At 72.6% G+C, this 19,129-nt stretch carries 17 protein-coding genes; 5 read left to right on the plus strand and 12 right to left on the minus strand.

Annotated features, from left to right (window positions below; all coding sequences use genetic code 11):
• Window positions 1-63: 63 nt before the first annotated feature.
• Both ABEA10_RS21295 and ABEA10_RS21300 read left to right on the plus strand, forming a co-directional pair.
• On the plus strand, window positions 64-2,448 hold the full coding sequence (locus ABEA10_RS21295; protein WP_345466427.1) for an MFS transporter: 2,385 nt from the start codon (window positions 64-66) through the stop codon (window positions 2,446-2,448).
• A gap of 19 nt (window positions 2,449-2,467) precedes the next feature.
• A complete protein-coding gene (locus ABEA10_RS21300; protein WP_345466429.1) occupies window positions 2,468-3,301 on the plus strand; it encodes a YceI family protein in 834 nt (277 codons plus the stop codon).
• Window positions 3,302-3,331: 30 nt separating this feature from the next.
• Here ABEA10_RS21300 and ABEA10_RS21305 read toward each other — a convergent pair whose 3' ends face one another.
• Window positions 3,332-3,943: a hypothetical protein gene (locus ABEA10_RS21305; RefSeq protein ID WP_345466431.1), complete on the minus strand. Its 612-nt coding sequence runs from the start codon at window positions 3,941-3,943 to the stop codon at window positions 3,332-3,334.
• 199 nt (window positions 3,944-4,142) lie between these two features.
• Here ABEA10_RS21305 and ABEA10_RS21310 point away from each other — a divergent pair, with 199 nt between their 5' ends.
• Entirely contained in the window at window positions 4,143-4,904 is a 762-nt protein-coding gene (locus ABEA10_RS21310) for an ArsR/SmtB family transcription factor (RefSeq protein ID WP_345466433.1), read from the plus strand.
• 72 nt (window positions 4,905-4,976) lie between these two features.
• On the opposite strand, the gene ABEA10_RS21315 is transcribed toward ABEA10_RS21310, so the two are convergent.
• Complete coding sequence (locus tag ABEA10_RS21315; protein ID WP_345466436.1) at window positions 4,977-7,325, minus strand: transketolase-like TK C-terminal-containing protein; 2,349 nt, start codon at window positions 7,323-7,325, stop codon at window positions 4,977-4,979.
• 327 nt (window positions 7,326-7,652) lie between these two features.
• Between ABEA10_RS21315 and ABEA10_RS21320 the strand changes: the two genes are divergently transcribed.
• Both ABEA10_RS21320 and ABEA10_RS21325 read left to right on the plus strand, forming a co-directional pair.
• Window positions 7,653-8,477 (plus strand): HipA family kinase, encoded by an 825-nt coding sequence (locus ABEA10_RS21320; RefSeq protein ID WP_425550936.1) that lies wholly within the window; start codon window positions 7,653-7,655, stop codon window positions 8,475-8,477.
• Entirely contained in the window at window positions 8,474-8,848 is a 375-nt protein-coding gene (locus tag ABEA10_RS21325) for a DUF3037 domain-containing protein (RefSeq protein ID WP_345466440.1), read from the plus strand. The genes ABEA10_RS21320 and ABEA10_RS21325 overlap by 4 nt, the downstream gene beginning before the upstream one ends.
• Here the strand turns inward: ABEA10_RS21325 and ABEA10_RS21330 are convergent.
• From ABEA10_RS21330 to ABEA10_RS21375, 10 genes are all read right to left on the minus strand, one after another.
• Window positions 8,845-9,402, minus strand: a complete 558-nt coding sequence (locus ABEA10_RS21330; RefSeq protein WP_345466442.1) for a hypothetical protein — start codon at window positions 9,400-9,402, stop codon at window positions 8,845-8,847. The two genes, ABEA10_RS21325 and ABEA10_RS21330, sit on opposite strands and share 4 nt — an antisense overlap.
• Window positions 9,403-9,451: 49 nt before the next feature.
• Window positions 9,452-10,087, minus strand: a complete 636-nt coding sequence (locus tag ABEA10_RS21335; protein WP_345466445.1) for an ATP-dependent Clp protease proteolytic subunit — start codon at window positions 10,085-10,087, stop codon at window positions 9,452-9,454.
• Entirely contained in the window at window positions 10,084-10,695 is a 612-nt protein-coding gene (locus ABEA10_RS21340; RefSeq protein WP_425550943.1) for a ClpP family protease, read from the minus strand. Before ABEA10_RS21340 ends, ABEA10_RS21335 begins: the two co-directional genes overlap by 4 nt.
• A gap of 181 nt (window positions 10,696-10,876) precedes the next feature.
• Window positions 10,877-11,680: an enoyl-CoA hydratase/isomerase family protein gene (locus tag ABEA10_RS21345; protein WP_345466447.1), complete on the minus strand. Its 804-nt coding sequence runs from the start codon at window positions 11,678-11,680 to the stop codon at window positions 10,877-10,879.
• Window positions 11,681-11,782: 102 nt separating this feature from the next.
• The gene (locus ABEA10_RS21350) at window positions 11,783-11,908 is read right to left on the minus strand and encodes a hypothetical protein (protein ID WP_345466449.1); all 126 of its coding nucleotides are present in this window, start codon (window positions 11,906-11,908) and stop codon (window positions 11,783-11,785) included.
• Complete coding sequence (locus ABEA10_RS21355) at window positions 11,905-12,525, minus strand: pentapeptide repeat-containing protein (RefSeq protein WP_345466451.1); 621 nt, start codon at window positions 12,523-12,525, stop codon at window positions 11,905-11,907. Before ABEA10_RS21355 ends, ABEA10_RS21350 begins: the two co-directional genes overlap by 4 nt.
• Before the next feature lie 34 nt (window positions 12,526-12,559).
• A complete protein-coding gene (locus tag ABEA10_RS21360) occupies window positions 12,560-12,940 on the minus strand; it encodes a response regulator (protein ID WP_345466455.1) in 381 nt (126 codons plus the stop codon).
• Window positions 12,941-13,059: 119 nt separating this feature from the next.
• Entirely contained in the window at window positions 13,060-14,874 is a 1,815-nt protein-coding gene (locus ABEA10_RS21365) for a sigma-54-dependent Fis family transcriptional regulator (RefSeq protein ID WP_345466457.1), read from the minus strand.
• A 99-nt stretch (window positions 14,875-14,973) separates the two neighbouring features.
• The gene (locus ABEA10_RS21370) at window positions 14,974-15,456 is read right to left on the minus strand and encodes a hypothetical protein (protein ID WP_345466459.1); all 483 of its coding nucleotides are present in this window, start codon (window positions 15,454-15,456) and stop codon (window positions 14,974-14,976) included.
• 6 nt (window positions 15,457-15,462) lie between these two features.
• On the minus strand, window positions 15,463-19,128 hold the full coding sequence (locus tag ABEA10_RS21375) for an RHS repeat-associated core domain-containing protein (protein ID WP_345466462.1): 3,666 nt from the start codon (window positions 19,126-19,128) through the stop codon (window positions 15,463-15,465).
• Between the last annotated feature and the right edge of the window lies 1 nt (window position 19,129).

Consider the following 19,129-nt stretch of genomic DNA (forward strand, 5'->3'; position numbering starts at 1 on the left):
CCTGCCGACACACCGCTCGCCCAGGCGCTGATTCCCCAACTTTGGAGACGTCTCCTCATGTCGATGACCGCACCGGTCTCCGGCCCACCTGTCCCCCGGCGCTGGATCGCGCTGGTCTTCATCGCCCTCGCCCAGCTCATGGTCGTTCTCGACGCCACCATCGTGAACATCGCCATGCCCTCCGCCCAGCACGCCCTGGGCATCTCCGACGCCGACCGGCAGTGGATCATCACCGCCTACACGCTCGCGTTCGGCGGCCTGCTGCTGTTCGGCGGCCGGGTCGGCGACCTCATCGGCCGTAAGTACGCCTTCCTCATCGGGCTCGTCGGGTTCGCCGCCGCCTCGGCGGTCGGCGGCGCCGCGACCGGTGAGGGCATGCTGCTGGCCGCGCGTGCCCTGCAGGGGGCGTTCGGCGCGCTGCTCGCCCCGGCGGCGCTCTCCCTGCTCGCCGTCACCTTCACCGCACCGGCCGAGCGGGCCAAGGCGTTCGGCATCTACGGCGCGATCGCGGGCGGGGGCGCCGCCGTCGGCCTGATCGTCGGCGGCCTGCTCACCGAGTACCTCGACTGGCGCTGGGCGCTGTACGTCAACGTGCCGGTCGCCGTGGTCGGGCTGGCCGGCGGCATCGCCTTCGTCCGCGACCCGGTCAGCACCCGGTCCCACACCCGCCTCGACCTGCCCGGCGTCGTGCTCGTCACCGCCGGCCTGGTCGCGCTGGTGTACGGCTTCACCCGCGCCGAGTCCGAGGGCTGGGGCGAGCGCGGCGTGGTCGGCCTGCTCGCCGGCGCGGGCGTGCTGCTGGTGGCGTTCGTCGTCGTCGAGACGCTGACCCGGTCGCCGCTGTTGCCGATGCGGGTGATCCTCGACCGCAACCGGGCCGGCGCCTACCTGTCCGTCGGCCTGTCGGTGATCGGCATGTTCGGCCTGTTCCTGTTCCTGACGTACTACCTCCAGACCGTCAAGCGCTACTCCCCCGTCGAGACCGGGCTGGCCTTCCTGCCGATGACGGCCGGCATGATCACCGGCTCGACGCAGATCTCCGCGCGGCTGATGAACCACGTGCCGGCGCGCCTGCTCATGGTGCCCGGCCTCCTCGTCGCCGCGGCGGGCGTCATGCTGCTCACCCGGCTGCAAGTCGACAGCGCCTACGCCGCCTCGGTGCTGCCCGCCCAGTTACTCCTGGGCATCGGGCTGGGCACCGCGCTGATGCCGGCGATGAACCTCGCCACCGCGGGTGTCGACGCGCACGACGCCGGCATCGCCTCGGCGATGGTCAACACCTCACAGCAGGTCGGCGGCTCGCTCGGCACGGCGCTGCTCAACACCATCGGCGCGACCGCCACGACCTCCTACATCGCGGCGCACGCCCAGGGTCCGCCCTCGCCGGCGCTCGCCGCGGCCGGACTGGTGCACGGCTTCACCGTCGCGCTGTGGTGGGCGGTCGGCGTCATCTGCCTCGCGGCCGTCGTCGTCTCGGTGCTGGTCGACAGCCGGGGCGCGCGCCGCACCGCACGCGTCGTCGCCGAGCCCGGCGTACGCGAGGCCGTGACGGCCGAGGCGCCGCCGCCCGCCCGAGTGCTCGCCTCCGTCGGCGCGCGCGGCGAGCCGGTGGACGACGGGCCGCTCGCCGCCCAGACGTCACCGGCGTACGCGCCGATGGCGTCGGCCGGCTCGGGCGCGTTCGGCACTCCGGTGCACGGCCGGGTGCGCGGCGGCGACGGCGGGCCCGTCTGCGGCGCCGCGCTGACCCTGATCGACCTGGGCGGACGCCAGGTCGACCGGGCCACCACCGGCGTCGACGGCGCCTACGCGCTGCGGGCGCCCAGCGCGGGTCCGTACATGCTGATCACCGCGGCCGACGGGCACCAGCCGCAGGCCGCCTCCGTCGCGGTCGCCCGTGACCCGCTCCACTACGACGTGACGCTCTCGGGCACCTCCGGCCTGGCGGGTGTGGTGCGCAGCGCCGCGACCGGCGAGCGCGTCGGAGGCGCGATCGTGGTCGTGACCGACGCCCACGGCGAGGTGATCGCCTCGGCCCAGACCGACGCGGACGGGGAGTTCGAGTTCGACGACCTCGTCGCCGGCGCGTTCGTCGTGGCGGTGACCGCCGCCGGTCACCGGCCGGGCGCGCTGCCGGTCGCGGTCGACGGCCAGGGCACCACGCGCTGCGAGGTCCGGCTGCCGGCCGGCGCCCGCGTGCACGGCACCGTACGCGCGGGATCGGACGACCTGTTGCTCTCCGACGCCCGGGTCACGCTGGTCGACGCCGCCGGCAACGTCGTCGCGACCGCCACCACGGGTCCCGACGGGGCGTACTCCTTCGAGGACCTCGACCCCGGCCCGTACACCGTGATCGCCAGCGGCTACCCGCCGGTGGCCGCCGCGGTGACGGTCGGCGAGACGGCGCCCGAGCCGTTCGGTCTCACCCTCAGCCACCCGGACGAGTGACCCTTCGAGGAGAACATCGATGTCAACGGACCACCGCGGCGTGCGCGCACGGATCCGTACCAAGGACGGCTGGGCCGTGCCCCACGCGGTCGTGACCGTCGCCGACATGACAGGCCAGCAGGTCTCCCGTGCCCAGGCCGACCCCGAGGGCGTCGTGTGCACCGGGCCGCTGCCCACCGGGCGCTACACCGCGATCGTCACGGCCATCGGCTATGCCCCGGCGGCCTCCACCGCCAAGGTGGGGCCGGCGGGCGCGGCCGAGCTCGGCACCGTGGTGCTGGACCGCCAGACCGGTGACGGTGAGCTGCCCCTGCCCGGACCATGGACGATCGACCCGGCGCATTCGAGCATCATGGTCACCGTCCGGCACCTGGGCCTGTCGAGCATCCACGGGCGGTTCGGGGAGTTCGGGGGCCGCATCGACATCGCCGAGCCGGTCGAGCGGTCCCGGGTGAGCGCCGAGATCAAGGCCGCCACCATCGACACCGCGAACGCCATGCGGGACGGGCACCTGCGCGGCCCCGACTTCCTCGACGTGGAGCGCTTCCCGGTGATCAGCTACCTGGGCACCCACGTCGTACCGGTCGGCGGTGAGCGCTGGACCGTCCACGGCGCGCTGTCCCTGAAGGACGTCCGGCGTCCGGTGGAGCTGGACATGTCCTACCTCGGCACCGGCCCCGACCCGTGGGGCGGCGTCCGCGCGGCGTTCCGCGCGACGACCGAGCTGCGGCGTGAGGACTTCTCGATGGTCTACAACCAGATCCTCTCGGCGGGCATCGGCGCGATCGGCACCACGCTGCGCGTGGCCATCGACATCCAGGCGGTACGCGGCGAACGGCTGCCCGGCGGCTGACGCCCGCCGGATCGCCGCCGGGCCGGGCCGTCAGCGCGGCGGTGAGAACGACGGCCCGCCGACGGAGCCGGGGCGCGTGCGCTCGGCCAGACCGGCGGCCATGCCGTCGAGGCCGAGTCCCCGCCGGACCAGGTCACGGCTCAGCGCGTCCATGATGGTCAGCGTGACGTGCAGGAAGACGTCGGGCGCGAGCCGGCGCACCTCGTCCTCGTACACACGGTGGGCCTCGGGGTTGCCGGTGAGCGCGGCGAGCACGCCCGAGCGCACGCGCTGGCTCATCGTGTGCCAGACCTGCTCCCGCTCGGGGATGGCGCCGCTGCGCCAGGGCCCGTTGTAGTCGAGTGAGCGGATCAGCCCGTCGGCCGGCTCGCCGGTGCGCAGGTCCCACAGAACGGCCCAGAAGGCGATGAGCCAGTTCATCCCGGTGAGCACGCGCAACGGGTCGGTGTCCATCGCGCCGAACAGCTCCGCCTGCGGCCGGTCGCCCTCGCGGAACGCCAGGGCCTCGATGCGGACGATGTCGTCCATCTCGAGCAGGTCGGGGGGCGGCCGGCGGAGGATGGTCGACCGCTGGGAGGCCGTGTCCCGCAACTCGACCCCGTCCCCCTCAGGAAGAGTCGACCACGTATACGGCCCGGACATGATCACAATCGTAAGACGAGCGGCGTGCCGGGCACGGTTCCGCCGGAACCATGCCCGCATTCGGCCACCTTGCGAGACATCCGTACGACGACGGCTTTCAGCGGATACGTGCCGCCCCGGCCCGGCCCCACGACCGCGGCGACCCGACCATGGCCACCACCCTGGACAGGTGACCATTTGGTCACCTATTCTCTCCGGCATGGACGACGACCTCGTCTTCAAGGCGCTCGCCGACCCGACGCGGAGGCTGCTGCTCGACCGGCTCTTCGAGCGTGACGGCCGCACGCTCACCGAGCTGGAGTCCCAGCTGGACATGACCCGCTTCGGCGTGATGAAGCACCTGCGGGTGCTGGAGGAGGCCGGGCTGGTCGTCTCGCGAAAGACCGGACGCAGCCGAACGCACTACCTCAACCCCGTGCCGGTCCGGCGGATCCACGACCGCTGGATCGGCAAGTACACCGAGCGGCGGGCAGCCGCCCTCAGCGAGCTCAAGACCCGGCTGGAGGAGACCGTGACCAGCACGACCGACACACTGACCACGCAGGTCTACCAGGTGTTCATCAAGGCCACCCCGGAGCGGATCTGGGAGGCCATCACCAACCCGGAGTTCACCGCCAAGTACTTCCACGGCGCCCGCATCACGATGACGGACGGCCGGTACGTCGCCCACGGCCCGAACGGCGAGCTGTGGGGCGATGACGAGGTCATCGAGTGGGACCCGCCGCGCCGGCTCGTCCACGGCTGGCGCTCCCTGTACGACGAGGAGATGGCCAAGGAGGAGACCAGCCGGGTGACCTGGGAGATCGAGCCCCAGGACGACGGCACGTGCCTGCTGACCGCCGTCCACGACCGGCTGGAGGGCGCGCCCAAGACGGCCAGGAGCGTTTCCGGCCCCGGCTGGATGCGCGTCCTCAGCGGGCTGAAGACGCTGCTGGAGACCGGAGAGTCGCTGGCCGGCTGACCCGGAGGCCGCCCGGAGCCCTCGTGGGTTCCGGGCGGTCCCGCACCGAAACGAGTCTCACAGGGACGAGTCTCACAGGGACAAGGCGGCCAGGGCGGCGTTGACGATCGAGCCCGGCAGCAGGTCGTGCAGCTCGTACAGCTCCGGGATCGAACCCGACTGGCCGAACTCATCGACCCCGAGCGGCACGCACGGCACGCCGAGCGCCGAGCCGAGCCAGGCCATGGCGTGCGAGGCGGCGTCGTGCACGGTGACGATCGGCGCCCGGTCCGGGAACGCCGCCCGCAGCGCGCCCGCCTGGGAGGGGGTCGTCGCGGTCCGCACGCCCTGACGCAGTGTGCGCCGCCAGGCCGAGTACAGCCGGTCCGGCGAGGTCACGTCGACGACGTTCGCGGCGATGCCCTCCTCCTCCAGCTCGCGGGCGGCGGCGAGCACCTCCGGCAGCACGGCTCCGGTGGCCGCCAGGGTGACCGAGGGTCCGTCCACGTTCGACTCGCGCAGCGAGTACGCCCCGGCGAGGACCTGCCGCCGCAGAACCGCGTCGCCGTGCCGGGCCCGCGCCTCCTCGAACGGCGTCTGGTCCAGCGGCCGGGTCGTCAGCCGGAAGTAGTACGCGCCCTCCTCGGCCGGCACCGCGGTCGGCGCCTCCCCCGGCCCCGCCGCGATCCGGCCGAGGGCGTCGCACAGCAGCCAGTCCAGCGCGGTGGCGAAGGCCGGCTCGATGTAGGTGACGTTCGGCAGCTCCAGGCCGATCGAGGCGGTGATGCTCGACTGGTGCGCGCCCCCCTCGGGGGCGAGCGAGACACCGGACGGCGTCCCGGCGACGACGAACCGGGCACCCGAGTAGACGCCGTAGATGAAGGCGTCCAGGCCGCGGCACACGAACGGGTCGTAGACGGTGCCGACCGGCAGGAGCGGGCGTCCGTGCAGGTCACCGGAGAGACCGAGCTGGCCGAGCAGCAGGAACAGGTTCATCTCGGAGATGCCCAGCTCGATGTGCTGGCCCTGAGGTCCCTCGGTCCACCTCAGCAGCGGGTCGGGGCTCCACGCGCGCTGCTCGGCGGGCGCGAAGACGCCCATGCGGTTGATGAAGCCGGCCAGGTTCGTCGAGGTCGCCACGTCCGGCGCGGTCGTGACGAGGTACGGCGCGAGCCTCTCGTTCCGCGACAGGTCCACAAGGATCTTGCCGAAGGAGTCCTGGGTGGAGACCGGGCGTGTCGTGCGCACGCCGGTCGCGGTGGGCACGGTCACGTCGAGCGCGACGTTCGCCGGCGGGCGCCGCAGCGCCTCGCGCCGCTGGTTGCACAGGATGCCGGCGGGCGTGGCCGGGTCGAACCGGTCCCAGTCTCCGGCCGGCCCCATGCTCTCACGCAGCGTGGCGATCTGCTCGGCGGTGAGCAGGGCCGAGTGGTTGCGCGGGTTGCCGGCGATCGGCAGGCCGTGGCCCTTGACCGTGTAGGCGAACACCACGCTGGGCCGGTCGGTGACGGCGTCGCACTGCGCGTACGCCTCCAGCATCGCCACCAGGTCGTGGCCGCCGAGGTCCTGCACGAGCCGGGCGAGCTCGTCGTCGGGCAGGCCGGCCACGGCCTCGCCGACCTCGGCGGGCGCGCCGTCGAGGAACACCTCACGCAGCTTCGGGCCGGTCAGCCCGAACAGCGCCTGGTACTGCTCGTTGGACATCAGGTCGATCCAGCCGCGTACGGACGCGGGCGCCTCGCGCAGCCGCCGCCCGTACTTGACCTCGACGACGTGCCAGCCGGCCGCCTCGAACTGGCCGCGCCACTGCGCGATCCGCACGCCCGGCACGACCCGGTCCAGCGACTGGCGGTTGAAGTCGACCAGCCACATGACGTTGCCGAGGCCCTGGGTGGCCGGGTCGGCGATGGCCTCCCAGACGTTGCCCTCGTCCAGTTCGGCGTCGCCGAGCAGGGCGATGAACCGCGGCGGCCTCGGGTGGTCGCTGCCCCAGTGGGCGTCGACGTAGCGGCGGACCGCGGCGGCGAACAGCGGCGCCGCCGCGCCGAGCCCGACCGAACCGGTGGAGAAGTCCACGTCGTCGGGGTCCTTGGTGCGGCTCGGGTAGGACTGGAGCCCGCCGCGGGACCGCAGCGTGGTGAGGTAGGAGCGGTCGAGGTCGCCGAGCAGGTACTTGATCGCGTGGAACACCGGCGAGGCGTGCGGCTTGACGCTCACCCGGTCCTCGGCCCGCAGGTACGCGAACCAGAGCGCCGTCATCGCCGTCACCAGCGAGGCGCTGGACGCCTGGTGCCCGCCCACCTTGATGCCGTCGCCGGTCTGCCGCTCGCGGTTGGCGGCGTCGACGATGCGCACCGCGAGCCACAGCACCCGCCGCTGGATCTCGTCCAGGACGTCCAGGTCCACGCCGGCGATCGCGGCTTCGCTTACCTCGACACTCATCGATGCCCCTTTCGGGCGCGGCCCGGTATGACTGATATGCCGCATATTGCCCGAGAGGAGAGTAAAGGACGAGTGCGCTTCCGTGGGAGGACCGTCCACGTCCCGCCGGGCGTTGCCGAGCGGCTGTTCCGCCTCCTCCCCCGGATACGGACCACCAGAACCGCCGACGTGTGACATATGCATCACATCAGGTGGCGAACACGCGCTTAGGATGCACTGGCCCCGGGCGGGCGGTTCCGGGGCCTGCCCGCCTGGGTCCGTGGCGTTCGGGGGCGGCATGCGCGCGCATCGTGCTCGCATGCCGCCACACCTCGATACCGTATGCCCGTGCTGTCCAACGTCACCGCCATCCGCTACGTGACGCCGCTGCGCGAGGGCGGGTCACTACCCGCGATCGTGGAGACCGACGACCTCGGCACGTACGTCGTGAAGTTCCACGGCGCCGGCCAGGGCCGCAAGGCCCTGATCGCCGAGGTCATCGCCGGCGAGCTCGCGCGGCGGCTCGGCCTGCGGGTCCCCGACATCGTCACCGTCGACCTCGATCCGGCGATCGGGCGACACGAACCCGACCCCGACGTGCAGGACCTGCTCAAGGCGAGCCCGGGCCGCAACCTCGGCATCGACTACCTGCCCGGCTCGCTCGGCTTCGACCCGCTCGCCTGGTCCCCCGACCCCGGCTTCGCCGCCTCGGTGCTGTGGTTCGACGCGTTCATCGGCAACGTCGACCGCAGCTGGCGCAACCCGAACCTCCTCGTCTGGCACGGCGACGTCTGGCTGATCGACCACGGGGCGAGCCTGTACTTCCACCACGCGTGGGCGAGCGCGGACCGGCTCACCGCCAAGCCGTACGACGCGAGCGACCACGTCCTCACCACGTTCGTCGACGACGAGGCCCTTCAGGCCGCCGGGCGCGAGCTCGCCCCGCGGATCACCGACGACCTGCTCCGTACGGTGGTGGACCTGGTGCCCGTCGAGTGGTTCGAGGACGAGCCGGGCTTCGACTCCCCCGCCGAGCTCGCGGCGGCGTACGTGACGCATCTGCACGCCCGCGCCGCCGACCCTTCGGTGTGGCTGCCCGAGGTCGGACCCGCACGGCCCGCACGCCCGCCGGCCCCGCGGGGCAAGGCACGGCCGGGGTGGCTGCGCCGATGAACGTCTTCGAGTACGCCACGCTCCGCGTGATGCCTCGTGTCGAACGCGGCGAGAGCATGAACGTCGGCGTGATCGTCTACTGCCAGGCCCGCGACTTCCTCGGCTGCCGCGTGCACGTCGACGCGGCCCGGCTCCGCGCCCTCGACCCCGGCCTGGACCTGGAGGGCGTACGCGCCGCGCTGACCGCGGTCGAGTGCACCTGCCACGGCGGCCCGCACGCCGGCCAGGCCGGCGACGAGCCGCTCGGCAGCCGGTTCCGCTGGCTGACCGCGCCGCGGAGCACCATCGTCCAGACCGGCCCGGTCCACGCCGGCCTGACCGGCGACCCCGCCGCCGAGCTGGACCGCCTCCTGGACTGCCTGGTCCGCTAGGACGAACGCGCCCGGCGCAGGATCCACCAGGCGCCGATCGCGGCCGCCGGCGCCACGGCCGAGAAGACCAGGGCGGCGGGCCAGGCGGCCTCGATGCGCGGGCGGGGCTCGATCGCGATCCGGATCGGCCGGCCGGGGGCGTCGATCGTCGAGTGGACTCCTCCCCAGATGTAGGCGTGGCCGATCAGGGCCCAGGTGGCCACGAAGGCGACCGCGGCCGGCACGGCCGACAGGCGGATCAGGCGAGGCCGCCGCCGTACGGTACCCACCGCGGCGAGCGCGGCGGCGGCGAGCGGGACGGCCAGCAGCAGGAGTGTGGCCACGGCGTTCGGCCCGTTCCAGGGGGACCGCGAGGCCCCCATGACGCCCACGTACACCGAGACGGCCGTGTTCCGCGGTCGCTGCTCGACGTGCCACACCACGCCGGTCGCCCAGATCAGCACCGTGGTGAGCGCGAGCAGGAGCCCGGCTGCGGCGGCCACGGCGGCGAGCGGCCGAACCGGCCGCCTCATCACGGCGATCTCGGGAGATTCGTCGCTCTCGTCGGGGCTCATGGCGGTCGAGGCTATCGAGATCTTCGCGCCACGACCGCCGGTTCGCCGCCTACGCCAGGGCGACCAGGCTGCGTTTGCGGCTCGCGATGACCTCGTCGACGATGCCGTACGTCCGGGCCCGCTCCGGGGTGAGGAACCGATCGCGCTCGATGTCGCGGCTTACGCGGCCGGGGTCCTGGCCGGTGTGCCGGGCGAGGAGCGTCTCGATCTGCGCGCGGACGCGGAGGATCTCCTCGGCCTGGATCTCGATGTCGCTGGCCTGCCCGCGGGTGCCCTCGGTGGCGGGCTGGTGCAGCAGGATCCGCGCGTGCGGCAGTGCCGCGCGCCCGCCCGGCGCACCGGCGGCGAGGAGCACGGCGGCCGGGCCCGCCGCCTGGCCGACGCACACGGTCTGGATCCGGCACCGGACGAACTGCATCGTGTCGTAGATCGCGGTCATCGCCGTGTGGGACCCGCCGGGCGAATTGATATAGACGCTGATGTCGCGGTCGGGATCCAGGAACTCCAACGTGAACAACTGCGCGATCACGTCATTGGCCGCGGCGTCGTCGATCGGCGTGCCGAGAAAGATGATCCGTTCTTCGAACAGTTTGTTGTACGGATTCGTCTCCTTGTGGCCGTACGACGTGCGTTCGGCGTAGGAGGGCAACACGTGGCGTTCACCCGCCGCCGACCGGGCGTTCACGACAGTGGCCCGTCGACGCGGCGGGCGGCCGTTACGACGTGGTCGATGATGCCGTACTCGCGCGCCTCCTCGGCGGTGAACCAGCGGTCGCGGTCGGAGTCGCGCTCGATCTGCTCCAGCGGCCGGCCGGTGTGGAAGGCGATGCGCTCGGCCAGCGTGCGCTTGGTGTGCCGCATCTGCTCGGCCATGATCTTGACGTCGGTGGCCGTGCCGCCGACGCCGCCGTGGGGCTGGTGCATGACGACCTGGGTGAACGGCAGGGCGTACCGCTTGCCCGGCGTACCCGCGCAGAGCAGGAACTGGCCCATCGACGCCGCGAACCCCATCGCGACGGTGGCGATGTCGTTGGGGATGTACTGCATCATCCCGTAGATCGCCATGCCGGCGGTGACCGAGCCGCCGGGTGAGTTGATGTAGAGGTAGATGTCGCCGCGCGGGTCCTCGGCGGACAGGAGCAGCAGTTCCGAGCAGATGCGGTTCGCGATCTCATCGTCCACCTCCTGTCCGAGGAAGACGATGCGGTTGTTCAGCAGGCGCTGGTGCAGCTGCTCTCCCGGGGAGACGAGCGGCGACTCGACGGCGCTCGCGTCGCTCAGCGGCCGGGGCAGGGTCTGTGACGTCACAATGCCACCCGTTCGTTGTCGCGTGTTCGGCGACAACGACATTAATCACGATTCCCGGTTCAGGAAAAGGTCGTTCGCCAGGGGCGGAGCGTTTATCGTGCACTTATACGCGAAAATTCAGCCGGTCAATGAATTTCACTGTGAGCACATTATGCGTTCGGCGAATTCAGCCCTCGGAAGAATCGCGGTCAGGGCCGGACGCGGGACTGCGCGAGAGGAACGTCATGATCCCCCGCTGGAACTCGTCGTAGGCGACCGGCGGCCCCTCGGCCTGCGCCCGTGCCGCCGCGCGGGCCGGGGCGAGCGCCACGTCCACCGCGTGCTTGGCCGCCCGGATCGCCGACGGCGGATGGCGGACCACCGAGAGCACGAGCCTGCGCGTGGTGGCCGCCAGGTCCTCGGCGGGCACGCTCCGGGTGGCCAGGCCGAGGCGCACCGCCTCCTCGGCCGACACGAGGCGCCCCGTGTAGAGGAGTTCCCGCGCGACCCCGGGGCCGGCCAGCACGCTCAGCCGGGCCGCGAACAGCGGGCTGACGAGGATGCCGAGCCGGGCGATCGGCATCCCGATCCGGGCCGTGTCGGCCAGCACCCGAAGGTCGCAGGCCAGCGCGAGCTGGCATCCCGCGCCCGCCGCCACGCCCTCGACCTCGGCGACCACGGGCACCGGCAGGTCCTCGATCGCGGTGAAGGCCGCCTCCATCGCCGCGAAGCTCTCCGCGACGTCCATCCGGTCCGCCTGGACCCACTCGCGCATGTCCGAGCCGGAGCTGAACGTGCCACCCTGGCCCCGGACGACCACCGCGCGCACCTGGTCGTCCTCGGCCAGGCGACGGAAGATCTGCTCCAGCTCACGCCAGTCGTCGCTCGACAGCGCGTTGCCGCGCCTCCCGTCGCCGACCGAGACGTCGGCGATGCCGAGATCCCGGTAGAGCAGCCCGACCTTCTTCGGCTCCGGCACCAGATCACCCACCCGTTGCGTCCACGCGCTCGACCAGTGGCATGCGATCAACGCCGGACCCGCGTCCGGCGGGGAACCCATGCCCTTCTTGAGAAGGGTTCCCCGAAAAGTCCCTTAGATCCCGTGACCCAGAACGGGTCCGCCCATCTCCCGCCGCATCAGCTCGCGCAGACGCGCGAGGGCGGCGGTCACCCCGGCCCGGCGCACCCGCGGGGCCCGTCCGGCGGGCACAGCGCTCATCCCGACCGCACCTCCAGGCCGAGACTGGTCGCGATCATGATGGCCTGCGCCGGGTCGATCACCGCGTCCTTCAGCTCGACCGAGAGCGGATCGAGCGCCGACAGGTCACTGCCCCGCAGGTCGCAGCCGGTCAGATCCGCACGGTGCAGCGAGGCCCCGGACAGGTCGACGTTCCGCAGCGTGGCACCGCCGAGCCGGGCGCCGGTCAGGTCGGCCTCCCGCATCCGCACGTCCTCGAAGGAGGCGCCGCCGAGGTCGGCCCGGGCCAGCTCGGCGAAGGACCAGTCGCCGCCGGAGACCTTCAGCAATCCGTACGTGCAGGCGTCGAAGGCGCTGCCGACGAGCTTGCAGCCGGTGAAGGTCGCGTCGAAGAACGCGCACCGGGTGAACACGCAGTTGGTGAACGCCGTGTTGGTGTGCGCCGACGCGTTGAACCGGACGCCGCGGAACACACAGCCGGTGAAGGCCGTGCCCTGAGTGACGGTCTCGGTCAGGTCGACGTCGACGAACGCCACCCGCTCGTGGCGCTCGCCCGTCAGGTCACGCCCGTCCCAGTCCTCCGACCGTACGGTCGTGTCGGTCTCGGGCTCGGTCCGCCCGCGTCTGCGATCTGTCATGCCCCCGAGCATCGCGCACCGCGGCGCGGTTCGCTCACCCCGGTTCCCCGTGTCCGTCACCGAGGAGGCGGCGGATCGCTCCTCCGGACAGCCTGGGCTTGGCGAGGAACCCGAGGGCGGGGCTCGCGTCGATCAGGCCGCCGAAGTCGTCCTCGGAGTGCGCCGACATCAGGATCACCCGCGACCAGGGGGCGGGTGCGGCGGCGGTCAGCCGGCGGGTGAGGTCCAGGCCGCTCTCCTGGCCCAGCTCGATGTCGACCAGCAGGACGTCCGGCCGGAACTCTCCGGCCCGCCGCAGCGCCTCCTCGGAGTTCGTGGCGACCGCGACGACGGTGATTCCCTCGCGCTCGAGGAGCGCGCCGGCGGCCCTGAGGAAGCGATCGTTGTCATCCACGATGACGCAGCTGATGGTCATGGTCCTGCCGGGAGCGGTGGTCCGTCGGTGACGCCGCCGAGCCGATGAGGAGCACACGCTCTGGGTCGTCGTCTCGACCATGACTTCAGACAACCCCACGCCTCCCGCCGGAAGATGTCTCATCTTGAGACGTCACGCCGCCTTCCGGCCGATCGCGGGCCGACCGAGACGCCGTAAAGGTTGATCTTGCGGTAGATGGTGGCGCGGGAGATGCCGAGCAGGTCGGCCGCGGCGGCCCGGTCGCCCCCGGTCTCCAGAAGGGCCCCGACGATCGCGTCCCGCTCGGTGGTCTCCCACGGGGTCAGGACGCGCCGGCTCCGCGCGTGGCAGGACGCGGGCAGGTCCGCGGGCTCGATCTGCCCGGTGCGCCTGCGGGCCAGCACCTGCCGCAGCACGTCCGCGAGCTCGGCGACGTTGCCCGGCCAGGCCGACCGCAGCAGTATCCGCATGGCCGCCGGACCGCACGACACCGTACGGCCGGCGGTGAAGCGGCACAGCAGCGCGGGGACGAGATCCCGCACGTCCTCGATGCGATGGCGCAGCGCCGGCACGGTCAGCGTGACCGGGAGCCGGCCGGAGAGCTCGTCGGCGAGCTCGGCGCCCACCGGCAGGGTGGCGACCACCCAGGGCCGGTCCGCGGAGGCGGACGCCGCGTCCGGCCAGAAGTCCAGCCGGCTCGCGATCGCCGCGAGCGCGGCGGCGGTGCACCGCTCCGGGTGGCGCAGGACCACGGTGGAGCCGGGACGGCGCGTGGCCGAGGTCACCCGGTCCAGGCAGGCGGCCGGGTCCTCGTCGAGGGCGTCCGGCTCGATCACCGAGAGCGTGCCCTCGGGGGTGCAGCGGCGGTGCGCGGCCGCGACGAGCGTCAGCTTGCCCACGCCGGGCTCACCCTCCACGACCGTCCAGGTACGGGCCCGGCACCGCGCCGACAACTCGGTGCATACCCGGCTGAACGCCACGGAGCCGCCCGCCAGGTCCAGCTCGCAGGGCCGGTTCGGCGCCGGGGACGACGGCCGGTCCTCCACCATGGCGATCTCCAGTACGGCGCCCGCCGTCCCGGTGTGGGTCCCGACGGCACGGCACCGGAGCGTGGCCGTCTCGCCCCGCGACAGCGTGACCCGGCCGACGGTCTCCCGGCCCGACCGCGACATCTCGGCCGCCTTGTCCTGGAGAAGCGCGTAATCGGCCTGGTCGAGCAGGTCGGCCGCCGGCCCGTTCACCATGGTCAGGTTCTCTCCGACCGATACGACCGCCCGGCCGCCGCGCGCCCGGGCGGCCAGGAACTCCTCCAGCATCGCCCGCTCACCCGCCGACCCCAGCTCGACCATCCGCTGGGTGATCTCCCGGGCGGCGTCCTGCGCCACGGCCGCCATCAGCGGGCCGGCGTCCGAGTGCCAGGCCGTGATGTCGAGCAGCCCGGCCAGCCGCCCGGTGAGGCGGTCCCGGATGGGCGCGCCGGCGCACGCCATCCGCTGCAGCGGCTCGAGGAAGTGCTCGCTGCCGAACACGCAGGAGACACCTCGCGTCTCGAGCGCGGTGCCGATGCCGTTGGTCCCGACATGCTCTTCGGCGTAGCTGAAGCCCGGGGCGAGCAGGATCTCGTCGAGCTGACGGGTCAGGCGTCGATCGCTCACGCGCCGGTCCAGTACGCGGCCCTGAGCGTCGGTGAGCAGCAGGCCCATCGCGGCCTCGGCGAGCGTCTCCTCCAGCCGGTCCAGGACGGGCCGCGCGGCGCACATGAGACGGCCGCCGGTGTCGAGGTCGCCGGCATAGGGAGGGTCAAGGCGGTCGCAGTCGACGCCGGAGTACAGCGAGCGGCGCCAGGACTCCATGATCCCCGCGCGTAGCGGCGTCTGCGGCGCGTCTCCGGAGGCCAGGAACCGCTCACGCGCCCGCGCGACCCGGCGGGCCGTGTCCCCCTCGCTGTCGACCACTCAGCGGCCTCCCAAGTCCGCCAGCGGTTTTCTCCCCTTCTTCTTCGATTGTATGGAGGGCCCGGGGGCTGAAACGCCCGCCGACCTGCGCGTACGGCGTCAGGCCGGCAGGTACGGCGAGCCCGCGAGCGCGGGGAGCAGGCGCGCCACCTCGCGCGAGAAACCGACGGCCAGATCGGTCAGCATCGCCCGTGTCGCGCCGAGATCGGCGTGCTCCACCGGTGTCGGCGGCCTCCAGCCGCCCCACGACTCACAGTGGAGCTCGACCGTGTCCCCCTGCGGGGTGAACGACACGCGCCGCTCGATCCCCTGCTCGAAGAACTCCAGCATGCCCGGGGCGCCGGCCCCGAGCGCGGCGATCAGGTCGCGCAGCTGGGGGACGATCGTCGCCAGGTCCGTCGCCACGTCGACCGGCCAGCGCTCCTCACCGAAGCCCCCGGCGACGAACCCCACCCCGAGGTCCTCCAGCACCGGGCAGACCTCGATCGCGAACGTCATCGGGTCGTCGATCGGCTCGTCCTCGTCGAGGACACCCGCCCCGTCGGGCGCGGAGGACGGCAGGAACTTCACGTGAAATGACATGTTCGGCTACTCCGGAGGAGGAAGCGGGAAACCGGATCGGTAGATGCCGCCCTTCATCGGCACGAGCCGCGCCACCGAGGCGGCGGTCGTCGTGCCGTCGGGATTGATGACCTCCCCGAGTTTGGGCGGGAGTGCCACCTCGTAGGGCTCGGTGGCCTCCGGGCGGTAATTCTCCTTCATCAGAGCGGCCGCCCCCTCGTCGTCCAGCCAGTGTCCCTGCGCCTGGCCCGTGCTGGCCGCTCGGCCCTTGAGCTTGTTGAACTGCTTCTGCCCATGTCTCGTGAACGTGTGGCCGAACGTCTTGGTGCTCTTGGGGCTCCAGTTCGTCTCCGCGGGATAGGGCGTCAGGCCCAGCGGGTCGATCAGCGTGACGGGGTTGCGCGTGTAGGCGTGCGGGTTCGGCTGCGGTGCCAGGCCGAGCGGATCGGGCGACTGGTACCGGCCGGTGGCCGGGTCGTAGTACCGGTGGTAGTTGTAGTGGAGGCCGGTCTCCGCGTCGTGATACTGGCCGGGAAAACGCAGCGGGCAGGCGTCTTCGGCGCCGGTCGAGGGCAGCGGCGCTCCCCAGGCGGTGCGGCTTCGGTGCCAGGTGACGTGACCCGCCGCGTCCACCAGTTCGGTGGCGCTGCCGGTGAGATCACTGATGATCGCCTGAAACCGCCGGTCGACCCACTCCTGCGACGGCACGCGCATGCGCTCGGTCTGCGTCAGCGCGCGGAACGTCCCGGGCTCGTGGTCCCAGGTGGTCGTGGTGCCTTCCCCGCCCCGTACGGTGTGGGTCCGTTCGGCCAGTACCGTGTCGTCCCAGGTGAAGTCGGTCTGCTCCTCGACCGTCTCTTCGCCGCGCCGGCCGGACACCCGCTGCTTGGCGATCCGCCGGCCGAACGGATCGTAGCGGTACCGCCACGTCGAGCCGTCCGGCGTGGCGACGGCGACCAGCCGGTCGTCGGCGCTCCAGGTGAACCGCGTCACCTGCACCTGCCCGGAGAGCGTACGCCGGCGCCGGGCCACGACACGGCCCTGGCCGTCGTACTCGTGGTGTGCGGTGCCCGTACGGCGGGCCAGCGTGCCGTGCAGCTCGCGCTCTCCGGCATCGGCGGGCGCGCCGGCGGACGAGGATGCCGGCCAGGTCCCGAACGTGATGTTCCCGGCCTGGTCGTAGGCGTAGCGCTCGGTCCAGCCCCGGGCGTGGACCACGGAGGCGACACGGCCGCCCGCGTCCAGCTCGAACCGCCGCTCCCCCGAGATCTGGTCGGCGATGCCGGTGACGTGGCCGTCCGGCCGGTAGCGGTACGCGCGGTGTTGCAGGAGCCGCGCCGCACCGGGCGCGGACGGCGCGGGGCCCGTCGTGACCCGGCCGTCCCGCGCCGGCGCCCCCCACAGCGTCTGGGCGATGAGCCGGTGCCCCGAGTCCCAGCGCTGGTCGAGGACGGCGCCGTCACCGATGTGCCGGCGAACCTCGCGGCCGGCCCGGTCATAGCCGAACCGCACCGTCTGCCCTCCGGACCGCAACGCGAGCGGCCGGCCCACGGCGTCGTAACTCCAGACGGACTCGGCGCCGCTGGGGGTGCGGCGTCCCACGCGGCGGCCCAGGGCGTCGTAGACGTTGGACAGCACGCGGCCGTTGCAGGTCTCCGCGGTGATCCGGCCGATCACGTCCCGGTCGATGCGCACATCCGCGTCGGCGTTGACGGCGCGGATGATCCGGCCGGCGAGGTCACGGGTGAACACCGTCTCCTGGTCGTCGTACTGCCGGACGACGTTGCCGAGCCGGTCTCGCGTGTAGCGGATGACCTGGCCGGCGCCGTTGACCCGCTCGGCCAGCCGGCCGGCGGCGTCGTGGGCGTAGCCGAGCGTCCGGCCGTTGAAGTCGGTCTCGCGTACCAGCTCGCCGGCCGCGTTGTACTCGTACCGCCAGACGAGGCCCAGCTCGTTGGTCACCGCGACCAGGCGCAGTTCGGTGTCGAGGCCGAACTCCAGGCGGCCATCCTCCGGTGTCGTGCGCGCGGTCGGTACGTCGAAGTTGGTGTACTCGGTGCGCGTCACCCGCCCGGAGGCGTCGACGTACTCGATCTCGTTGCCCTCGGCGTCGTACGTCCAGCGTTCCACGGCGCCGTCGGGGAGCACCCGCTCGGTGAGCCGCCCCTCCACGGTCCAGCGGAGTTCGGTACGGCCGCCCAGCGGGTCGACGACGGTCACCACCCGGCCGAAGGCGTCGCGCTCGTACCGGCTGGTGGCGCCGTCGGCGTCGGTCACCTCGACGGGGAGCCCGGCGGCGTTCGACCGGAGGCGCTGGACGCCACCGGCCGCATCGATGACGGACGTGACGGCGCCGCGCTCGTCGTGGGTGTAACGGGTGAGGGCGCCGAGCGGATCGGCGAAGTGGGTCAGGTTGCCCCGCTCGTCGTAGCCGTAGCGCCAGACACCACCGTCGGCCTGGGTCACCTCGACAGGCCGGCCCAGGTCGTCGTAGGTCGCGCGGGCCTGGTGCCCGTCGGGCCGTTCGACGGCGGTCAGATCTCCCGCCGTGTCGTAGTGGTAGCGGGTGGTGGCACCGAGCGGGTCGGTCTCGGCCAGGAGCCGGTCGTGGCGGTCCCACTCACGCCGCGTCTCGCGGCCGAGCGGATCGACCTCGGTCACCACCTGGCCGAACTCGTTCAGGTGGTAGCGCGTGGTGTGGCCGAGCGAGTCGGTGACGGTCGTGACCCGCCCCGGGACGTCGTAGGTCAGGGTCGCGTCCAGGAACCCGCCGGATCCGGTGCCGCGCACCGCCCGCCCTTGATCGTCGTACTCGTAGCGGTACCAGTGGCCGTTACGGTCGGTCCACCCGGTCAACCGGCCCAGGTCGTCGTAGGAGAACCGCAGCGGCTCGCCGGAGGAGTCGACGACCTCGGTCAGCCGCCCCACGCCGTCGTACCCGTACCGGACCAGCTCCGTGTCGCCGCCGGGCTCTCCGCTCCGCAGGCACAGCCTCCGGACGCGCCCGTCCTCGACGTCCACGCCGATGGTGTAGCCGCCCGAGTGCCGCAGCTCGCGGAGGACGCCCGCCTCGTCGTAGTCCAGGTCGATGCGGTTGGCGTTCCGGTCGGTGATCGCCCGCAGCGGCATCGTGCGCCCGGCCGCGCCGAGCGGAGAAAAGTGCCACGTGCGCCCCGTCCGGCGTTCCGACACCGTGTATCCGCCCTCGGCGGTGCGGGCCAGCAGACGCGGCGGGCCGTTCTCGGGCGGCACGCTCCGCCCGAGCGGCGGCGCGGGATAGGCCAGCACCATGCCGTCCTCACCCGCCAGACAGACGCCGTCGTCGTCGATCTCCAGGTGCTGGTCGAGAGTGGAGGCCCACGAGGGACCGAAGAGCCGGCCGTGTGTCCAGGACGACAGGTGCGTGCGCTCGATCACCATCGGGAGCACGGCTTCCAGCTCGACGTCGACCTGCCGGAGCACCACCTCGCCGCTCGCGACGTCGATCGGGTCACGGGTCAGGACGCGTTTGGCGAACTCCTTTCCGCGGCCGACCCCCTGCAGGGTCGAGCGGAGTGTCCTGCGCACCACCCGCGTGCTGGACCGCGCCGCGGTGCCGATCGCCCGCGTCGCCGGCGCCCGGAGAAAGGCGTTCAGCACGCGGAAGGCTCCCAGGCGCTCCGCTGCGACGCCGGCCTTCGATCCGATCCCCACC

The sequence above is a fragment of the Actinoallomurus oryzae genome (genome assembly GCF_039541955.1).
In the GTDB taxonomy this organism is placed as follows: domain Bacteria; phylum Actinomycetota; class Actinomycetes; order Streptosporangiales; family Streptosporangiaceae; genus Actinoallomurus; species Actinoallomurus oryzae.

Coding starts and splice junctions, on each gene's coding strand:
- ABEA10_RS21315 (WP_345466436.1), bottom strand. CDS start 7,325: ATGAGTGTCGAGGTAAGCGAAGCCGCGATCGCCGGCGTGGACCTGGAC.
- ABEA10_RS21370 (WP_345466459.1), bottom strand. CDS start 15,456: ATGTCATTTCACGTGAAGTTCCTGCCGTCCTCCGCGCCCGACGGGGCG.
- ABEA10_RS21355 (WP_345466451.1), bottom strand. CDS start 12,525: ATGACAGATCGCAGACGCGGGCGGACCGAGCCCGAGACCGACACGACC.
- ABEA10_RS21330 (WP_345466442.1), bottom strand. CDS start 9,402: ATGAGCCCCGACGAGAGCGACGAATCTCCCGAGATCGCCGTGATGAGG.
- ABEA10_RS21350 (WP_345466449.1), bottom strand. CDS start 11,908: ATGAGCGCTGTGCCCGCCGGACGGGCCCCGCGGGTGCGCCGGGCCGGG.
- ABEA10_RS21305 (WP_345466431.1), bottom strand. CDS start 3,943: ATGTCCGGGCCGTATACGTGGTCGACTCTTCCTGAGGGGGACGGGGTC.
- ABEA10_RS21310 (WP_345466433.1), top strand. CDS start 4,143: ATGGACGACGACCTCGTCTTCAAGGCGCTCGCCGACCCGACGCGGAGG.
- ABEA10_RS21295 (WP_345466427.1), top strand. CDS start 64: ATGACCGCACCGGTCTCCGGCCCACCTGTCCCCCGGCGCTGGATCGCG.
- ABEA10_RS21300 (WP_345466429.1), top strand. CDS start 2,468: ATGTCAACGGACCACCGCGGCGTGCGCGCACGGATCCGTACCAAGGAC.
- ABEA10_RS21360 (WP_345466455.1), bottom strand. CDS start 12,940: ATGACCATCAGCTGCGTCATCGTGGATGACAACGATCGCTTCCTCAGG.
- ABEA10_RS21325 (WP_345466440.1), top strand. CDS start 8,474: ATGAACGTCTTCGAGTACGCCACGCTCCGCGTGATGCCTCGTGTCGAA.